Source organism: Tardiphaga alba, assembly GCF_018279705.1.
Classification (GTDB): Bacteria; Pseudomonadota; Alphaproteobacteria; order Rhizobiales; family Xanthobacteraceae; genus Tardiphaga; species Tardiphaga alba.
The window spans coordinates 2,084,589-2,101,498 of record NZ_CP036498.1 but is presented as its reverse complement, the minus strand read 5'-3'; the positions used below and the strand labels follow the sequence as shown (position 1 = coordinate 2,101,498).

Here is a 16,910-nt window from a genome sequence, read left to right as displayed (position 1 = left end):
AATGCAGCAAAAATTTCTGCCATATGGTCGTCAACTGATTGAGGATGACGATATCGAAGCAGTGGCCGCGGTGCTACGTGGCGACTACCTCACCACGGGTCCGACTGTGGCGGCGTTCGAGACTGCGCTGGCCGCCCGTCTTGATGCTCCGTTTGCAGTTGCGTGTTCGTCGGCAACCGCCGGCTTGCATCTCGCCGCAATGGCGCTGGGGCTTGATCAAGGCGATGTCGCAATTGTTCCGGCGAATACCTTCCTGGCGACCGCCAACGCGATACGATATGTCGGCGCTGATGTCGTGTTTTCCGACGTCGACCCGGACACAGGACTTTCAACGGCCACGCACTTCGAAGCCGCGACCAAGAAAGCCTCAGGACCTGTCAAGGTCATTTTGCCAGTGCACTTTGCCGGGCAAGCGCAGGGGCCGGAAGAAATACGCAAAGTAGCTGAGCGCCAAGGGGCGAAAATCATCGAAGATGCTTGCCATGCGATCGGCGCTGAATATGACCGTAATGGCGTCCGCTCCAAGATCGGCGCGTGCCTCGATTCAGACATGGCGGTTTTCTCCTTCCATCCTGTAAAAACGATAGCCATGGGTGAAGGTGGCGCAGTGACAACACGTGACGCGGGCCTTGCTGAAAAGCTGTCGCGGTTTCGCTCTCACGGCATGGTGCGTGATGCGACCCGATTTTCACAGCAGGATATGGCAACGGATACGAGCGGTGGCCTCAATACGTGGTACTATGAGATGTCCGAGCTCGGGTTCAATTACCGTGCGTCGGACATCCATTGCGCGTTGGGATTATCGCAACTTCGAAAGCTTGATCGCTTCGTAGCGCATCGCAATGATCTTGCGGACCATTACGATCATTTATTGGCGCCGATCGCTTCTGTCGTACGCCCGTTGAGACGGATAGCGGGAAGCAGCCCGGCGTGGCATCTCTATGTTGCACTGTTCGATTTCCAGGCAATTGGGAAATCTCGGGCTCAAGTGATGGCCGAACTACAAATGCTGGGGGTGGGCACACAGGTTCATTACGTTCCCGTACCGCATCAACCGTATTATCGGGCCCTTTACGGTAACGGCGAGTATCCCGGCGCGGAAGCGTATTACAGTCGCTGCTTGTCGCTTCCGATGTTTGCTTCCATGAGCCACGATGATGCAACTCATGTAGTTGACAGCATTGTGCGCGTATTAAACTCCTGACATAGATCAGAACGAGAAGGTCCAATTCCGTGCTGAAATATTGCTCGCGCTGCCTATATCCAGAATCAAAGCCCGACCTGCAGTTTGACACGCGCGGCGTTTGCTCCGCTTGCGTGGGGTTTGAAACTCGTGTTGCCGTCGACTGGGACAAGCGACGCGAGGAGTTCGTAAATATTACGACGCGCTACAAATCGAAGAACTCGACGAATTATGACTGCATCGTACCGGTCTCGGGTGGAAAAGACTCGACCTATCAGGTCATTCGGCTTCTGGAATACGGCTTGAACCCTATATGCGTGACTTCGACAACCGACTCCCTGTCCGAAATCGGCCGTCGTAATCTTGAGAACATTTCAAAACTCGGCGTTGACCATATCGAGGTGACGACCAATCCGGTTATCCGGCGACGCATCAACCGTCTGGCGTTGACAGAAATAGGCGACATCTCGTGGCCAGAACATGTGACCATTTTCACAATCCCGGTGAGGCTTGCGACGCAATTATCTGTGCCCCTCATCGTATGGGGCGAAAACTCCCAGCATGAATACGGCGGCCCGGCGGCAGCCCAGGGCAATTCCACGCTCGATCGACGATGGCTGGAGGAGTTTGGCGGCTTGCTAGGCTTGCGGGTATCGGATTTGATCGGCATCGAGAACATCGAACGACGACATCTCATTCAATATTCGTATCCGACCGACGCTGAACTTCAATCTGGTGGGATCACGGGAATTTTCCTCGGCTATTACTTCCCATGGGATGGCTATCAGAACGCTTTGATCGCGCAAGGCTATGGCTTTGAAACCATAGGCACCAACGTCGAAGGATCTCTGGCAAATTACGAGAATCTCGACAACTATCAGACTGGAATTCACGACTACTTCAAATACCTGAAGTTTGGATTTGGCCGCGCCACCGACATCGCCAACAATCATATTCGCCGCGGCCGCCTAACGCGCAACGACGCGAAGGACTTGGTCCGGCGAGTTGATGGAAAGTTCCCATGGACCTATTTGGGTCGACCGATCGAGGAGATTCTCAAAGAGATCGACATGACCATCGACGAGTTCTTGATCGTCTGCGACCGCTTCACCAACAAACGTCTGTTCAAGACTGGCAATGACGGAAAGCTGATGCGCGACCGTAACGGCGAACTCGTTCCCCTCTTCGAGCTTCACTAACCAGAATGCCCAACAGGTTTACAGCGATCGTCGACTACGGACTTTGCAACATCGACTCGATCACGCGTGCGGTTGAGGAACTTGGTGCAAAAGCAGAGAGGACTCGTGATCCACAAGACATCCAGAGGGCCGATCGGATCATCCTGCCAGGCGTGGGTTCTTTCGGCGCAGCAATGAAAAATCTCGTGGAATGGCACCTTGCCGATGCCATTTGTGAGCGCGTTACTAACTTCGACGTTCCTTTTCTCGGTATTTGCCTTGGCATGCAGTTGATGGCTACCAGTGGAGAGGAACACGGGCATCACGCAGGACTGGGTTTGATACCCGGAACAGTCGTGCAACTGCAGCGACAGACGTCAGAGGACCGCATTCCACATATGGGCTGGAATGAGGTGCATCTGAAGCGCAACAGCCCCCTGTTCGAAAGTATCGCTCCAGGCAGCGATTTCTACTTCGTTCATTCTTATCATTTTCAAGCCACGGACGCGCAGAGTGAAATCTGCCATACACCCTATTGCGACGGTTTGACGTCAGCCATCCAGCTTTCCGATCGTCCTATTTACGGCACTCAGTTTCACCCCGAGAAGAGCCAGCGCCCCGGCCGGCAACTTCTGCGCAACTTCCTCGAGGCCTGACTGCAAATGCTCAAGACCCGGGTGATGCCGACCTTGCTCTTTAAGAACGTCGGACTCGTCAAAGGCGTCGGATTCGAGTCTTGGCGTCGTGTTGGAACCGCGCTTCAATCGATCCGCGTGTACAACTTACGGGAAGTTGATGAGTTGATACTGCTCGATATTGGAGCAACGCCAAATGGCAGCAAGCCCAACTTCAATGAAATTGACGAATTGGCCGACAACTGCTTCATGCCGATGACCGTCGGTGGTGGCGTATCGACCATCGAAGACATTCGCTCGCTGCTCGCGGTGGGCGCGGACAAGGTGTCGATAAATTCCGCGGCGATTGCGACCCCGGACCTTATTCGAGACGGCGCCAGACAATTCGGCACGCAATGCATCGTCGTATCGATGGATATCAAACGCGCAAACGACGGAGCCGTCGAGGTCATATCGCATTGCGGAACGACGGCAACTGGCCGTGATGCCGTTTCATGGGCAAAAGAAGTAGAAGCGCTCGGCGCCGGCGAAATCCTGCTGACGTCCATCGAACGCGATGGTACGATGACAGGATACGATGTCGATCTTGTTCGCGACGTTTCATCCGCAGTGAATATTCCAGTCATCGCATCAGGTGGCTGTGGCAACTACGAGCACATGGCCGAAGTGCTCTTAGGTAGTCAGGCCGCCGCTGTTGCGGCGGCTTCAATCTTTCATTTTACCGAGCAGACGCCGCTTGAGGCGAAGCGCTACCTGGCAGACCGCGGTTTCAGGATGCGACTGTGACGTCCAGAACAGCCGTCATTGTTCAGGCCCGAATGGGATCATCGCGGCTTCCCGGAAAAGTCATGTGCTCGCTCGGAGATCGCACCGTCCTCGAAGAAGTGCTCGGACGTTGCGCATCGATACCAGGTGTCGATGTTGTCGTCTGCGCCGTCCCAGATAAGCCAGAAAGCGAAACGCTGGAAGCTCTGACACGCGCTTGTGGCGCGGAAGTATATCGGGGATCGGAAACTGACGTTCTGCAGCGTTACCTCGGTGCCGCCCGAGCGGCCAACGCGGACGTCATTATGCGCGTTACATCAGACTGCCCGCTCATCGACCCCGAAATTTGCGGCGCGGTGCTCAGATTGCGTGCGACTGAGGCTGCAGATTATGCATCCAATAATCTGGAACGGACTTTCCCGCACGGACTGGACTGCGAGGCGTTTACGACCCCGGCTCTAATTGACGCCGAGGCGGCAACGCAACTCGCTCATGACAGGGAACACGTAACACCGTGGCTTCGACGGTCACCCGGACTCAAACGCGTAAATCTCGCAGCCCGTGAGCCGTATCATGTCGATGAGCGCTGGACGCTTGATTACCCAGAAGATCTAAGCTTCATGCAAGCCGTATTTTCTGAAATGCCAAAAATGACCAGAGGGTACATGGCCGATATCCTCGCAATACTGGATGCCAACCCCGCGCTACGTGCGATCAATGCGCATCGTCGCCTTGTCAGCGAGCAATAACGGAGACATTCTCATGAGCAACGAGACATCCACCCCGCAAGTCGAATTCTGGCGAGGTGACTTCGGCAACAGCTACACCGAGCGAAATACGGCCACTCATCGGCAACTCGCGGCGCGTGTCGCGATGTGGAGCGATATTCTCAAACCGCTCGTCGGCAAAATGCCAGAATCAATTCTTGAAGTAGGCTGTAATCTCGGAATCAATCTGCGCGCCTTACGTGCCTTGTCGCCCGCGACGCTCTATGCTGTCGAACCCAACGAATCCGCGCGCGCCGTCCTCGTTCGTGACAATGTTTTGGCGCAGGAGAATTTGACTGATGGATTTGCTCAGTCGATCAAATTTCCCGATCGTGTAGCAGATCTTGCGTTTACATCTGGCGTCCTGATTCACATCCATCCAGATAATCTTCTCCAGGCTTGCGAAGAAATTCATCGCTGCTCGGCACGATATATCGCCTGCGTCGAGTATTTCTCCGACAAACCGGAGATGATTCCTTATCGCGGTCACGACGATCGCCTGTTCAAGCGCGATTTCGGCGATTTCTGGATGGAACATTTCCCGGATCTGACCGTTCTCGCCACCGGCTTTGCTTGGAAGAGGATCACCGGCCTGGATAATCTGACTTGGTGGTTGTTCGAAAAGAAAAACAGTGCCAGCTAATATTATCTTTCGTTGCGACGCGTCACCTAAGGTAGGCGCTGGTCATGTAATGCGATGTCTCACGGCAGCCGAAGCCTTCTCATGGGCGGGCTGGACATGTGGCTTCTCAGTCAATGCAGAAGCGATTGATACCCTCCCAGCATTGCGCACCAGCGGTTATCGCGTGGAGATAGACGAAAATGAGCGTATTCTCCTGAATGCGGCGCATACGGTCGTCATCGACAACTACGCGCTCGACGCACATTACGAGAGACGACTTCGAACAGATGACCGACAAGTCATCGTATTCGACGATCTGCAGACAGAGACGCACGCTTGCGATATTCTTCTTGATCCGACGCCCGGCCGAGTCGAAGGTGATTATTCCTCGGCGATCGACACAGACACCACATACCTGCTCGGCGCGAAGTATGCCCTGATCTCGTCGCGCTGGCGCGCATGCGCAAGGACGGCGACGGAACGCCTCGCAAGACCCATTCCGGCAAGCCGTATCCTGGTATCAATGGGCGCCACAGACCCATCGAATGCAACGGGGCAGGTTTTGGCTGCGCTGAAAATCGCGAATCTTGATGTTCATATCGACATTGTTCTTGGATCAAATGCGCCGCACCTGAAGTCGATTCAGTCATCGATTTGTTCCGCCATAGCACTTCACATCGATCCACCGGATTTGCCAACAATAGCCGCAAGCGCGGACTTCGCGATCGGCGCCGCAGGAACTTCCAGCTTCGAACGCGCTATCCTCGGGTTGCCGGCCATTCTGTTGCAAACAGCCGATAATCAAAAGTTTATCGCTGACGCTTTCTCCAACACAGGTGCAGCGCTTACCCTACCCAGTAAACTCTTGAACGATTCCACCCTATTCGCTGCTAGGATCGCAGCATTTGCCATGAATCGAACCGTGCGCGCAGCAATGTCGCGAGCAGCGGCGACGATGACTGATGGTCGCGGGGCTTCCCGACTTCTGCTTGCAGTTGCCACTCAAGCGCATAGCAGAAAAGGAGGGGCTGTTCGACTTCGACTGGCTGAACCAATTGATCGGGACTGGTTACTCGACCTTCAGCATCAACCGAAAACACGAAAGTTTTCAAACAATTCGGCGCCCCCACCGCGATCGAGCACGCCGAATGGTTTGCCAATGCTATGAACAGTGAGGATCGCCTGCTGACGATCATTGAGAGCGGCGGAACCGCTGTCGGCATGTTACGACTGGATCGTGTGCCAGATGTCACTCGCGGCTATGAAGTCTCAATTGCGATAAGCGGTCAATTCCATGGAATGGGTTTTGCTACAGCGGCGCTCAAACTTGCTCGGCAAGTCGTTCCATCGTCCGACCTACTTGCCACCATCTTCCAGGACAACAAGCCATCACGGGCCTTGTTCGCTGCAGCTGGATTCGTTCCTGTGGCGCCACAGCGTTTCCTCAGTCGCCCCTAGGCACGAGAAATTGTTAGTCACGATGCCTCGTCTAAAGCCATGCTAGTAATGAATAGAGAAAACGAAATAGAGGTGCCATTCGGCGTAGCCGAGGTTCTGACCTCTGTGCCAGACTGGCGCAGCCGATTTGAATGGCCGATTTCGTCACAGATCGTATTCGCGTCTGCGACCGCCTTACTCTCTCGTCTCAACGATCTGATTGTCGCGATTGACGAACCATCTCGTCGTATTCTGTTACTCGGAAGATCGTTCAATCGTGCTGCGGCCCTTCTTGAGGCGGCTCTCGCCGTCCAGGCTGAGAGATCGCGCGGAATTCGTCTCACAGGCCCGCAAGATCTAGCTATACTGAGAAGAGAACTGCCATTCGATTCCAAAGTAGCCAGCAACACGATGTTGATGGTTGCGAGTGGAAAGCGCGCGACTTTGAAACGGCTGAGGCAAGTCGCGCGAACGGCGAGTTGGAGCAAGCCGCTCGATTTACCTCGAGCTGTTTTGGCGCCCAACGGAATAGTGCTGACACATAACAAACTTCTAGTAAGCGACGTAAGGCAGCGTGGGCTGATACTGCGTTACGAAGCTGTCGATTATCTTTTTGATCGCTACATCAAACACACTCCCGCGGACGCGCGACCACTACTGTCAGGTGATGCGCTCGATGAATTGATCGAAAGAACACTAGCCACGATCATCAATGATCCGGCCCTGGATGGCGACACAGCGTCTATCCTCCTGGAGATGATGCGGCCGATCGTTACAGAGGACTTGAACCGCGCGAGCGCAACTCTTGCTGCGCTTGACAACTCATCTGTTAACTTCCCGAAACTCATCCTTGGAGGGACTGCGGGCTCCTATCGCGCGCGCGCCATCGGCATGGCCGCGATGCGCCGTGGAAACATAGTGCGTCGCTACGACCATGGCGGCACCGCAAGCTTGATGGCGGACAGGAATTTTCTTGTTCAGCAAGAGCTTGCTGTATCGACGGAGTTCGTTATGCCAACCCAAACAGCGACGCGTGCCGTTGAGCCCGCCGCGAACTCGCGCACACCATTGAAGGTGGCCAAACTAGAATTCAGCTATGGCGATCCCGGTCTTGATCCGGGACCACTTTGGCGGCATTCGCGCGGTTCGCAAAGCAAGCGAAGTGCACTTTACGTGGGCACAGCATATTACGGATTCAGCCAGACTTTTCCCCCTTTTCCTCCCTCTCCCGTTTATATTGATTGGCAACACCGATTGCTTGAAGCGCTCAAACGGCTTCCGATTAAGCTGAGTCACAAGCCGCATCCAGGCGGCTTAATGCGCGGCCAACCAACATTTCTTGCTGAGCATGGACCTATGCTGACGAACCGTTTCGAAAATGCATTGGCTCAGTCCGATGTTCTGATTCTTGACATCGCAGCATCGACGACTCTGGCAACAGCGATGTGCACCGAGCATCCAATCGTTCTGCTAGATTTCGGCTGCATGCCGTTCAACCAGTTCGTGGAAATCGAAGTCCGGAAACGATGCCGCGTCATTCCCGTGACGTCTGACGACCGCAATCGCCTTATCGTCGACGAACAGCTTCTGCGAGAGGCGGTTTGTGGCGGGCCTGATCGTGAAGATCCATCCTTCTTTCGCTCGTTCTTCCTCGATCTGTGAATCAGAAGAAGAAAGGTAGATAAGAGTTCATGAAGATAGGTTCAGCTTATGAAATTGCAGGGCGACCGATTGGCCCAGATCATCCGCCTTATATTATCGCCGAGGTATCAGCGAATCACTTGGGCAATCTAGATCGCGCATTGGAACTGGTCGACATCGCTGCAGCCTGCGGATGCGACGCAGTAAAGATACAGACATATCGCGCCGACACCATCACGATTGATCATGACGGCCCTGATTTCACGTTGACCGAAGGTCTGTGGCGGGGACGTCGACTTTATGAACTTTATCAAGAAGCGCACACGCCATGGGAATGGCACGAAGCATTGTTCAAGCGAGCTAGAGAAAACGGCGTAACTATCTTCTCCAGCCCTTTCGACGCTACCGCTGTCGAACTTCTTGAGCGGCTCGAAACACCGGCTTACAAGATCGCGTCATTCGAGATCGTCGACATACCTCTCATCGAACTGTGCGCGTCCACCAAGAAGCCGCTGATCATTTCGACAGGCATGGCCAACCTTGGTGAAATTGAAGAAGCTGTGAACGCAGCAATCCGCGCCGGAGCCGCCGGAGTCGCACTTCTACATTGCACTTCCGGATACCCAACTCCATTTAAGGATGCGGATTTGCGGACAATTCCAAGTCTAGCAGATGCATTCGGCGTTCCAGTCGGCCTATCAGATCATACCGACGGACTATCCTCTCCTGTTGTCGCTATCGCTCTGGGAGCGTCCATCATTGAAAAGCACATCACAAGGTTACGCTCCGACGGAGGGCCTGATGCTGCCTTTTCCCTTGAACCAACCGAATTTACCGAGATGGCTAAAGCGTGCAATAACGCATGGTCAGCATTGGGGCGCGTGCGCTATAGCCGCGCAATCAGTGAAGACGCAAATGCCAAAATTCGACGTTCGCTGTATGTTGTGGCGGACATTAAGAAGGGTGACCGCATTTCTAACGAGAACGTCCGCTCCATACGTCCAGGCTTCGGCTTGCCACCCAAACATTTACCCACAATTATCGGAAAAACTGTGCGGCACGACCTCAAACGGGGCACGGCCCTCGCATGGTCGGATATAGAGAACTGATTCCTCCAGCTCGGTTCGAACAACGTTCGTCGAGAACAATGTAGTCCAAATCTGGTCTGCGACCCACTTCATGTCAAACAATAAACATCAATCTGCGCTTGCGAAAGATGCCCCGCTGAATTTCAAATTTGAAGTCGCAAACCTGTGCCATTACAGTTGGACCCATCATTCGACGCACAGTGAACGATCTTCATTCCGTGGCTACTTGTTTGATGGAACCCGCACACTGCAGGGGCACCAAGCAATTGCGTTTGCCAAGAGCTTAATTTGCCACGCAAAGAACGACAATGCCCTGCGATTGGCATTGGCCAACCTTGCAGGCCACTTCGCACTAATTGTCGAATCTCCCGACCGTCTCATCGCCACCGTCGATCGCACACGTTCCATTCCGCTCTCATGGGCCGAACACGACGGGGCACTTCATATCGATGATTGCGCCACAAGATTGCGGGACGTGTTGCATCTTGGTCCCCGCGATATTGTCACCCATCAGGCCATTGCTGTTTCAATGTCAGGCTACACGATCGGTAGCGGGACGATCTATCGGGGCTTGAGCGACCTCCGCGCCGGAGAAGCTCTTATCGTTGATCATGAAAGTGCCCGAACGCTCCGATGGTTCGTTTACGACGCCTGGCGGCCCGAGCCCGTCACGGACCCGGAACGATGCCTCTCCGATCTTCATCGAATGATGATCGAGCGGCTGGCGTCTTCAGCGGATGGCCGGCCGATCTGTGTCCCCTCTCCGCAGGCCTCGACTCACGTTTCATTGCCGCCGGCCTCAAGGCCGTGGGTTATCGCAATGTTCGTACCTTTTCCTATGGACGTCCCCGCAATCACGAGGCCGAAACGGCGAAAGCCATTGCGGAACAACTCGGCTATTCCTGGACCTTCGTGCCATTTACTGCACAGAAGCAGCGCGCAATGTTCGACGATCAGCAGCACGAAAACGCGTTGTGGGAGCGCCACGATGCCTGCACATCCGTACCGTTCGAGCAGGACTGGCTGGCCATCACGACATTGCAGCGCTCCGGCGTGATCACCGAAGATGCCATCATCGTCAACGGTCAGTCCGGCGATTTTATCACGGGCAATCATGCGCCTGCTGCCTTGATGAGTACCCCTGTCGGCGAAAGCCCTGAGGCCCGGCAGGCACGTGTGCTGTCGGCCATCACGGCAAAGCACTATCGCCTCTGGGGATCGCTCGCTACGCCACGCAATGACGCCACGATCGCGGCACTCCTGCTCGAAGAAGCGAAGGCAGCCGGCGCGACTTTCGGAGATGACGAGGCTCTGCACGGAATTCATGAGATGCTCGAGTATCAGGACCGTCAGGTCAAATATGTCATCTCGGGACAGCGGACCTATGACGCGCTTGGTATCTCCTGGCGGTTGCCGCTGTGGGACGATGAATATGTAATGTTCTGGCGGCGCGCGCCGGCTTCGCTGAAGCGCGATCAAAACCTATATCGGCGTGTGTTGCAGGCTGATAACTGGGGCGGAGTATTTCAGAATATTCCCGTCAACCGCAAGACCATCACGCCCGCCTGGATCCGACCGTTACGTACCGCTACCAAGCTCGCCATCGCACCGTTCGGCCGCTCCCGATGGCATGCAGTCGAGCGCCGGGCTTTCGCTTGGTGGATGGACCCGCTCCGGGTATCTGCGGTCATTCCCTATCAACGAGCACTGTTCGACCAGCGTGGTGCTCGCCATGCTGTCGCACATCTCACTGAACGATATCTCGCCAAGCATGGCGTCAGCCTCGATGATCTCGGGAGCGTCAATCCGTGAGCCCTCCTCCTTTCACGCTGGACGGCTATCGCGATACGATCCGTGGCCTTGCGGCGCGCGGCTATGCGATTGCCGATTTCACCGACGTGTCGCCCCGATCACGCGACCTGATTCTTCGTCATGACATTGATCAGTCGATTGTCCGCGCACATGCGCTTGCCACGCTGGAGGCGTCCGAAGGATGGAAGGCGACTTACTTCGTGCTGCTACGGACCGAGATGTATAACCCATGGTCCGCGAATGGTGCCCAGCTCCTGCGCGACATGCTGCGCATGGGCCATCGTATCGGTCTCCATCTCGATGCCACCTGCTACGATGATCGGGATGCGCTCGAGGCCGGCGCAGATGCGGAATGCCGGAGCCTGCAAGACGTGATCGGCCACCCCGTTGATATGATCAGCTTCCACCGCCCCGCCCGAGAATTACTCGGTGGAGACCGGCTTGTTGCCGGACGGCTGCACACCTATATGGATAGATTTACTAAGGAGATCGGTTATTCATCCGACAGCCGCGGCGAGTGGCGATACGGTCACCCCTGGGACCACGACGCCGTGCGGGCTGGACGTGCCTTGCAGTTGCTGACGCACGCTGTTTGGTGGGCTGATCAAGACGAATTATCACCGCGCAGTCGCTTGGTACGTTTGCTTCAAGAGAACGTTACACGTTTGGACACAGAACTCGCTTCGAATAGCGATATTTGGAAAAATTCGCGGTCGGCATGATAAGCATCCGTTCAGCGAGGGAACGTCTCTTAGATCGCGCCTATTCGTATATGACGGAGGACATGGGCTGCACGTGCACTTCTGCATCAGCTGCCGTCAAAAATGCATCGGCCGCCACAACTTGGGTAGAGTTTGCACATACGCCGCAACTTCCGCACTTAGGGGTTGCTCGTACAATGTTGGTTGCAGACAGCCAAGCAGCAGCTCTACGTGGAAGCTTGATCTTTTTCGTCAATGATCATTTGCCTGCACGTGACCTTCCGGAAGCCCGCCAGTTGCCATTGTCTATAAATGGCCAAGCAGTCTCTGCCAGTCCAAGTATAGCATTACCCGGAGCCGCTCGCAAAAAGGGAATGACTTTCCTACCTTGCCCGAGCGTAGAAGCGCTATCGATTTTTGAGAGTCGGTGGATGGAAATCGAGCCTGGTCGTAAAAACAGAATTAGCGAGATCGTCACCGCACTTCGAACATTCGCGTCCCAATCCAAAAGTTACGCGTCATTTCTTGCGCGAGCGATGATTGAGCTGACCAGCAGCTCAGGTCTCGTCGTTCCCACTTCCGCAATGGCCGCAGATTTCTCCGAGCTAACCCCTGCGCTTCAAAATGCGGGACATATGTGGGAGCATTGCGGTAACTGCGGCTATCGCCTCCGACGGAGCGAAGGTTCACTCGACGGGTTAACTTGCCCCGTATGCAGCTCAAACCGAACGCACCTCATGATCGCGGATGTCGTCGCGCGGCAGGCGATAGCCAATATGGCTGGATTCGAAGTTCGGATTTGTGGTCGACCCAAGCCCTACCAAGAACAGGCCGATCAGCTTTCAAGAGATTTTGGTCTAGCTCCGCCTCGTCGAATCCGCGTCACTGGTAGCATTCAGGCTATCGACCCGTTGTCAAAATCTGCTGTCGATCGTGTGAACCTTCTCCAGTTTCTTGGTTGGGGGGGGCTCTCGACACTATCAAATCCGCTGCGGCAAGCGGGATTGACAGCTCCATCGTCGTAACAGCAGGCATCTAAAAGTTTTGTTCGGCGACCCGAGTAAATTGCTAACCGAGAAAGATTGACCTTTGAGCTCAACGATAGACTTTCATGTCAACTTGCTACCTGATTTCGCACGCTCCAATGTAAATTCGACAGCAATTCAAGACGAATCTGATCATCTAAAGCACTGCTTCGACTTGCCGGTGACTGCCGAGCTGAACAAGCGCTGCACCACTCCCACGCTAATTTCCGAGATGGATCGTGCTAACATTTCGCGTTCAGTAGTTTTCTCCTATCAATGGAAAAGCCCCGAACGGTGCGAGACTGCGAACATATCAACGCTAGAATCGGTGCAAGCCAACAATGGGCGACTTCTCGGGCTTGCCGTAGTTCAGCCTCGCAGTAAAGAATCGCTCGAGGCCCTTGAAAAATTCTTAGACGATCCGATGATGATCGGCGTTAAGATGAAGCCGAGATGGGGAGGCTTTACACTCTCCGACACCAATCTGATGGGTCCAATCTGCGAAATTCTTCAGCAGAGAAACAAGATACTTTTAACTCATGTTTCGCAAGGTTTCCATCGGCCAACGGGGGACCAAATAACTGACCTATTCGCTTTGCTGCAAGCGTTTCCAAACCTCAAGGTCGTTGGCGCTCACATGGCCGGCTTCATTGGTGTATACGAGTCTTATTTTCCCGCACGGCGACACTTTGAAAACCTGTTCATTGACATTAGCCTTCCTGCCAATCTGGAGCTTCTCCCCTCATTGATGCGCGTTGGGAATCCGTCACGTTATCTTTTCGCAACTGATTGGCCTTATGTCGGCTTTGAGGAGTTTGATAATCTACTGAGGAAAACGCAACTGACTGACAAAGAGTTAGAGCAACTTCGCGTCACAAATCCTACGGCTCTCCTATCAAGCATCGGCATCACGTAGCCCACACCAAAATGCTGAAAATTCTATATCTCGACCATGAAGGAGGCTGGGGCGGCGCGTCTCGAAGCCTTTTCTATCTCGTATCCAACCTCGATCGCGCCCAAGTTTCTCCGGAGGTCTGGCATCGTCAAGCAGGACCAGCGACGAAGCGCCTTAAGCAATACAGTCTACCTTCGCGTCTTGTTCCAGACCTTCCGAACTTGACACCGAGAGCAGCGCGTCACCCCGCGAACTGGATCAGTAATGGTCCACGCCTAGTTGGAATGCGCCAGATTGCCAAGGCGATCGCGACGACGGATGCTGACGTGATACACTTCAACTACGAAGGATTGGCTCCACTTGCCTTAGCGTTGGATCAAATCGGCGATAGAAGACCGAGGGTTCTTCATGTGCGCGTTATGAATCCTGTTAACGCCTTGACCAAAGCCTTCGTGCGCTATCTCTCGCCTAGATTCAATCATACTATTTTCATTTCAAATAATGAACGAGACAACTTTGTCTCAAGTGGCTACAGTCTTGAGAACTCACACTCTGTGATGTACAATCCTGTCGATCGCGACCTTCTTTATACAGAGAATAATCTGGAGATCGGACCGCCTTTTCGCGTCTCTTTTTTTGGAACGCTGGATCATCTTCGCGGAGCTGATCGACTGATCGAAGTTGCGCAAATATTAAAATCTCGCGGTGCCTCCGCGATTATCGACCTTTTCGGACGAGGACCGCAGTATCGTAAACTGCTCCTCTTGAAACGAAAAAGTGAGGACGAGCTTAGAGCAAAAATTCGCAATGCTGGCGTGGAGGACATTGTGCGAGTTCGCGGTCATTCCAGCAAACCGGAAATCGAGATCGAAAGATCACATCTTGTCGTGCGCCCCAGCAGAGGCGCCGACCCTTGGGGACGCGACGTCATCGAGACGATGAGCCTTGGCCGTCCCGTACTCGCAACGGGCAACTTTGATGGTTTCGTAGTTAACGGTGAAACTGGATATCTATTAGAGCGATGGGATGCAGTCGCCGTTGCCGACATCGTGGAGAAACTTGCACGAAATTACGAGCACGTTTTGACGCTTGGCACTAACGCGCGAAATCGTGCGCGGAGATTGTTCGATCCTGTCCAATATGCTTCTGAGATCACCCGTCTCTATTCCGATCTCGCGGCAGCTTCACGTTGAGATCGCGCCTCCCTTCAGTCGTCTTCCTGCTTCCTGACCTCGGCGGTGGCGGTGCGCAGCAGGTGATGCTGAATCTGGCGCGCAGTTTGGATACCCGGCGGTTCGCCCCCCAGCTCGTCGTGCTGGGCAGGACGGCCACGCTTGCGGGTGCTGTCGCCCAGCATGTCCCCGTGACATATGCCAACGCAAACCGTATCCGCAGCGCTTTGCCCTGGCTGATCGGACATCTGCGGGCGTTGCGTCCGTCGATCGTCATATCGACACTCGCCTATACCAATATTGCCCTGCTTGCGGCGTCGCCGCTGCTGCCGCGTGGAACGCGCCTGGTGGTGCGGGAAGCCAATACGCCGGATGCGACGCTCAAGGCATTGCCCAGGATCCCTGGAAAGGCGCTCTATCGCTGGCTTTATCCGCGCGCATCGCGCGTCATCGCGCAGTCTGCAACAATCGCGGCACAACTGGGCGAAATCGCGCCAATCGTCACGGGCAATATCTCGATCATCCCCAATCCCGTGGATGTGACAGCACTACGCCAGATTGCACACCATCCGCGACGTAGACCGGGTCGTGGATTGCGGCTGATCGGCGCCGGTCGCCTCACCCATCAGAAGGGCTTTGACCGCCTGATCTCGATCGCTGCGAGGCTGCCGACCGACAGCGAGATGACGATATTCGGCGATGGCCCGGATCGTACGGCATTGGCAGCGCAGATCGAAAAGCTCGGCCTCGGCGCTCGCGTCGATCTTGCCGGCTTTGTCTCGGATCTCCCGGCGCATCTGGCTGGCGCCGACGCTCTGGTAATGCCGTCGCGCTGGGAAGGCCTGCCAAACGTCGCGCTGGAAGCGCTGGCCGTGGGGACGCCTGTCCTCGCCAGCCCGGAAGCTGCTCTCCAGGATATTGCTGCCGCGGCGCCGTATGCGGTTCGAATTGCCGCGTCAGAGGATGAATTCGTCGACAAACTGTGCGAATGGCCGGAGGTCGTTCCGGCGGGCCCGCGCGCAAGCCTGTTGCCCCCTGAATATGAAGCTGCATCTGTGGTAAGGCAGCTCGAAACAGTTTTTACCGAGATCCTCAACGAGCATTGATCGATGGCGCAGTTTTCCGACCTTCTAACTCTTACGCCACGTGAAACCTGGCGCATTCTGCGTCGTCGCCTTCCGGGGTTGCGGGGTGGGCCATCGTGGACGGTGGACGAGCTGATGTCATCGTCCAAGTATAATCGCGGCATCCGCTTTGCCGAATTGCTGCTTCGCCAGGAAGCCATCCTGACCCGGGAATATGACTGGCAACCGCTCGACTTCGAGGGCAAGCATGTGGTGGAGATTGGATGCGGACCGCTCGCCGGCTTCGGGCCGCTCGCGATCTTTCGGGGCGCAGCATCGTTCCAGAGCGCGGAACCAGAATGGGATCCCGCGCTGTTCTTCGAAAGTGCGCAGATCAATGACAAGTATCTGCGGATTTTCCACGCCGACCTCACCGCGCTTTACGGCCCCCGAATGGACTTCGAGCAGTTCCGGTCGGCCCTCCGCGCGCGTCTGTCGATCTACAACACCGGCTTTGAAGCCGCGCAGATCAAAGCGCCGGTCGATATCGTGCTGTCACAGTCGGTTCTTGAACACGTCTTTCCCCCACGGGACATCGTGCGTCAGCTCGCAAGCATTCAGTCGCCGACCACCCGCTTCCTGCATCTGGTCGACTTCGGCAATCATTATCCGACCGTCAATCCGTTCCAGGGACTGTATGAGCAAGAGCCTGAGGCCTATGTCGCCCGCCGCGGTCAGGCTATCAATCTTCTGCGGATGCCGGACATCGCAGCATTATTCGCCAGCGAGAACATCTCAGCCCGTGTGGTCGCCACGCGTTTCTGCGCGGAGAGCTACACCGGCAGCATAGCGCCGTGGTGGCGTCGCACCTATGATGACAGCGCACTGTTCACCCAGCTCGCGCTCGTCGCCAGCGCACACTGAC

At 55.2% G+C, this 16,910-nt stretch carries 16 protein-coding genes; all 16 read left to right on the top strand.

Annotation, left to right across the window (positions count from 1 at the left end; translation table 11 throughout):
- Position 1 precedes the first annotated feature (1 nt).
- Positions 2-1,204, top strand: coding sequence for a UDP-4-amino-4,6-dideoxy-N-acetyl-beta-L-altrosamine transaminase (gene pseC, locus RPMA_RS09935; protein ID WP_211913594.1), 1,203 nt, complete (start codon positions 2-4; stop codon positions 1,202-1,204).
- 29 nt (positions 1,205-1,233) lie between these two features.
- Positions 1,234-2,382 carry an N-acetyl sugar amidotransferase gene (locus RPMA_RS09930; protein WP_211912656.1) on the top strand — a complete coding sequence of 383 codons (1,149 nt, stop codon included), beginning with the start codon at positions 1,234-1,236 and terminating at the stop codon, positions 2,380-2,382.
- A 5-nt stretch (positions 2,383-2,387) separates the two neighbouring features.
- Entirely contained in the window at positions 2,388-3,017 is a 630-nt protein-coding gene (gene hisH, locus RPMA_RS09925) for an imidazole glycerol phosphate synthase subunit HisH (protein WP_211912655.1), read from the top strand.
- A gap of 6 nt (positions 3,018-3,023) precedes the next feature.
- Positions 3,024-3,782, top strand: coding sequence for an imidazole glycerol phosphate synthase subunit HisF (hisF, locus tag RPMA_RS09920; RefSeq protein WP_211912654.1), 759 nt, complete (start codon positions 3,024-3,026; stop codon positions 3,780-3,782).
- Between the two features lie 62 nt (positions 3,783-3,844).
- Complete coding sequence (locus RPMA_RS09915; RefSeq protein WP_249225615.1) at positions 3,845-4,510, top strand: glycosyltransferase family protein; 666 nt, start codon at positions 3,845-3,847, stop codon at positions 4,508-4,510.
- Between the two features lie 13 nt (positions 4,511-4,523).
- Positions 4,524-5,171: a pseudaminic acid biosynthesis-associated methylase gene (locus RPMA_RS09910; RefSeq protein ID WP_211912652.1), complete on the top strand. Its 648-nt coding sequence runs from the start codon at positions 4,524-4,526 to the stop codon at positions 5,169-5,171.
- Positions 5,172-5,220: 49 nt separating this feature from the next.
- Positions 5,221-6,318 carry a UDP-2,4-diacetamido-2,4,6-trideoxy-beta-L-altropyranose hydrolase gene (gene pseG / locus RPMA_RS09905; RefSeq protein ID WP_249225614.1) on the top strand — a complete coding sequence of 366 codons (1,098 nt, stop codon included), beginning with the start codon at positions 5,221-5,223 and terminating at the stop codon, positions 6,316-6,318.
- Complete coding sequence (locus RPMA_RS28540) at positions 6,315-6,608, top strand: GNAT family N-acetyltransferase (RefSeq protein ID WP_211912650.1); 294 nt, start codon at positions 6,315-6,317, stop codon at positions 6,606-6,608. Before pseG ends, RPMA_RS28540 begins: the two co-directional genes overlap by 4 nt.
- Positions 6,609-6,656: 48 nt before the next feature.
- Positions 6,657-8,249, top strand: a complete 1,593-nt coding sequence (locus RPMA_RS09895; RefSeq protein WP_211912649.1) for a hypothetical protein — start codon at positions 6,657-6,659, stop codon at positions 8,247-8,249.
- A 29-nt stretch (positions 8,250-8,278) separates the two neighbouring features.
- Positions 8,279-9,337, top strand: a complete 1,059-nt coding sequence (gene pseI, locus RPMA_RS09890; RefSeq protein WP_211912648.1) for a pseudaminic acid synthase — start codon at positions 8,279-8,281, stop codon at positions 9,335-9,337.
- Between the two features lie 663 nt (positions 9,338-10,000).
- The gene (locus RPMA_RS09885) at positions 10,001-11,128 is read left to right on the top strand and encodes an asparagine synthase-related protein (RefSeq protein ID WP_211912647.1); all 1,128 of its coding nucleotides are present in this window, start codon (positions 10,001-10,003) and stop codon (positions 11,126-11,128) included.
- Positions 11,125-11,850 carry a polysaccharide deacetylase family protein gene (locus RPMA_RS09880; RefSeq protein ID WP_211912646.1) on the top strand — a complete coding sequence of 242 codons (726 nt, stop codon included), beginning with the start codon at positions 11,125-11,127 and terminating at the stop codon, positions 11,848-11,850. Before RPMA_RS09885 ends, RPMA_RS09880 begins: the two co-directional genes overlap by 4 nt.
- A gap of 1,068 nt (positions 11,851-12,918) precedes the next feature.
- Positions 12,919-13,770, top strand: a complete 852-nt coding sequence (locus RPMA_RS09875; protein WP_211912645.1) for an amidohydrolase family protein — start codon at positions 12,919-12,921, stop codon at positions 13,768-13,770.
- Between the two features lie 11 nt (positions 13,771-13,781).
- On the top strand, positions 13,782-14,942 hold the full coding sequence (locus tag RPMA_RS09870) for a glycosyltransferase family 4 protein (protein ID WP_211912644.1): 1,161 nt from the start codon (positions 13,782-13,784) through the stop codon (positions 14,940-14,942).
- A 65-nt stretch (positions 14,943-15,007) separates the two neighbouring features.
- Positions 15,008-16,027 carry a glycosyltransferase gene (locus RPMA_RS09865; protein ID WP_249225711.1) on the top strand — a complete coding sequence of 340 codons (1,020 nt, stop codon included), beginning with the start codon at positions 15,008-15,010 and terminating at the stop codon, positions 16,025-16,027.
- A 114-nt stretch (positions 16,028-16,141) separates the two neighbouring features.
- A complete protein-coding gene (locus tag RPMA_RS09860; protein ID WP_211912642.1) occupies positions 16,142-16,909 on the top strand; it encodes a hypothetical protein in 768 nt (255 codons plus the stop codon).
- The last annotated feature ends 1 nt before the right edge of the window (position 16,910 follow it).

What these genes read in the sequence shown, in the direction of transcription:
- RPMA_RS09915 (WP_249225615.1), top strand. Translation starts at nt 3,845, where the DNA reads ATGTGCTCGCTCGGAGATCGCACCGTCCTCGAAGAAGTGCTCGGACGT.
- RPMA_RS09870 (WP_211912644.1), top strand. Translation starts at nt 13,782, where the DNA reads ATGCTGAAAATTCTATATCTCGACCATGAAGGAGGCTGGGGCGGCGCG.
- hisF (WP_211912654.1), top strand. Translation starts at nt 3,024, where the DNA reads ATGCTCAAGACCCGGGTGATGCCGACCTTGCTCTTTAAGAACGTCGGA.
- RPMA_RS09910 (WP_211912652.1), top strand. Translation starts at nt 4,524, where the DNA reads ATGAGCAACGAGACATCCACCCCGCAAGTCGAATTCTGGCGAGGTGAC.
- RPMA_RS09885 (WP_211912647.1), top strand. Translation starts at nt 10,001, where the DNA reads ATGCCTCTCCGATCTTCATCGAATGATGATCGAGCGGCTGGCGTCTTC.
- hisH (WP_211912655.1), top strand. Translation starts at nt 2,388, where the DNA reads ATGCCCAACAGGTTTACAGCGATCGTCGACTACGGACTTTGCAACATC.
- RPMA_RS09895 (WP_211912649.1), top strand. Translation starts at nt 6,657, where the DNA reads ATGAATAGAGAAAACGAAATAGAGGTGCCATTCGGCGTAGCCGAGGTT.
- pseI (WP_211912648.1), top strand. Translation starts at nt 8,279, where the DNA reads ATGAAGATAGGTTCAGCTTATGAAATTGCAGGGCGACCGATTGGCCCA.
- pseC (WP_211913594.1), top strand. Translation starts at nt 2, where the DNA reads ATGCAGCAAAAATTTCTGCCATATGGTCGTCAACTGATTGAGGATGAC.
- RPMA_RS09860 (WP_211912642.1), top strand. Translation starts at nt 16,142, where the DNA reads ATGTCATCGTCCAAGTATAATCGCGGCATCCGCTTTGCCGAATTGCTG.
- RPMA_RS28540 (WP_211912650.1), top strand. Translation starts at nt 6,315, where the DNA reads ATGAACAGTGAGGATCGCCTGCTGACGATCATTGAGAGCGGCGGAACC.
- pseG (WP_249225614.1), top strand. Translation starts at nt 5,221, where the DNA reads ATGCGATGTCTCACGGCAGCCGAAGCCTTCTCATGGGCGGGCTGGACA.
- RPMA_RS09865 (WP_249225711.1), top strand. Translation starts at nt 15,008, where the DNA reads ATGCTGAATCTGGCGCGCAGTTTGGATACCCGGCGGTTCGCCCCCCAG.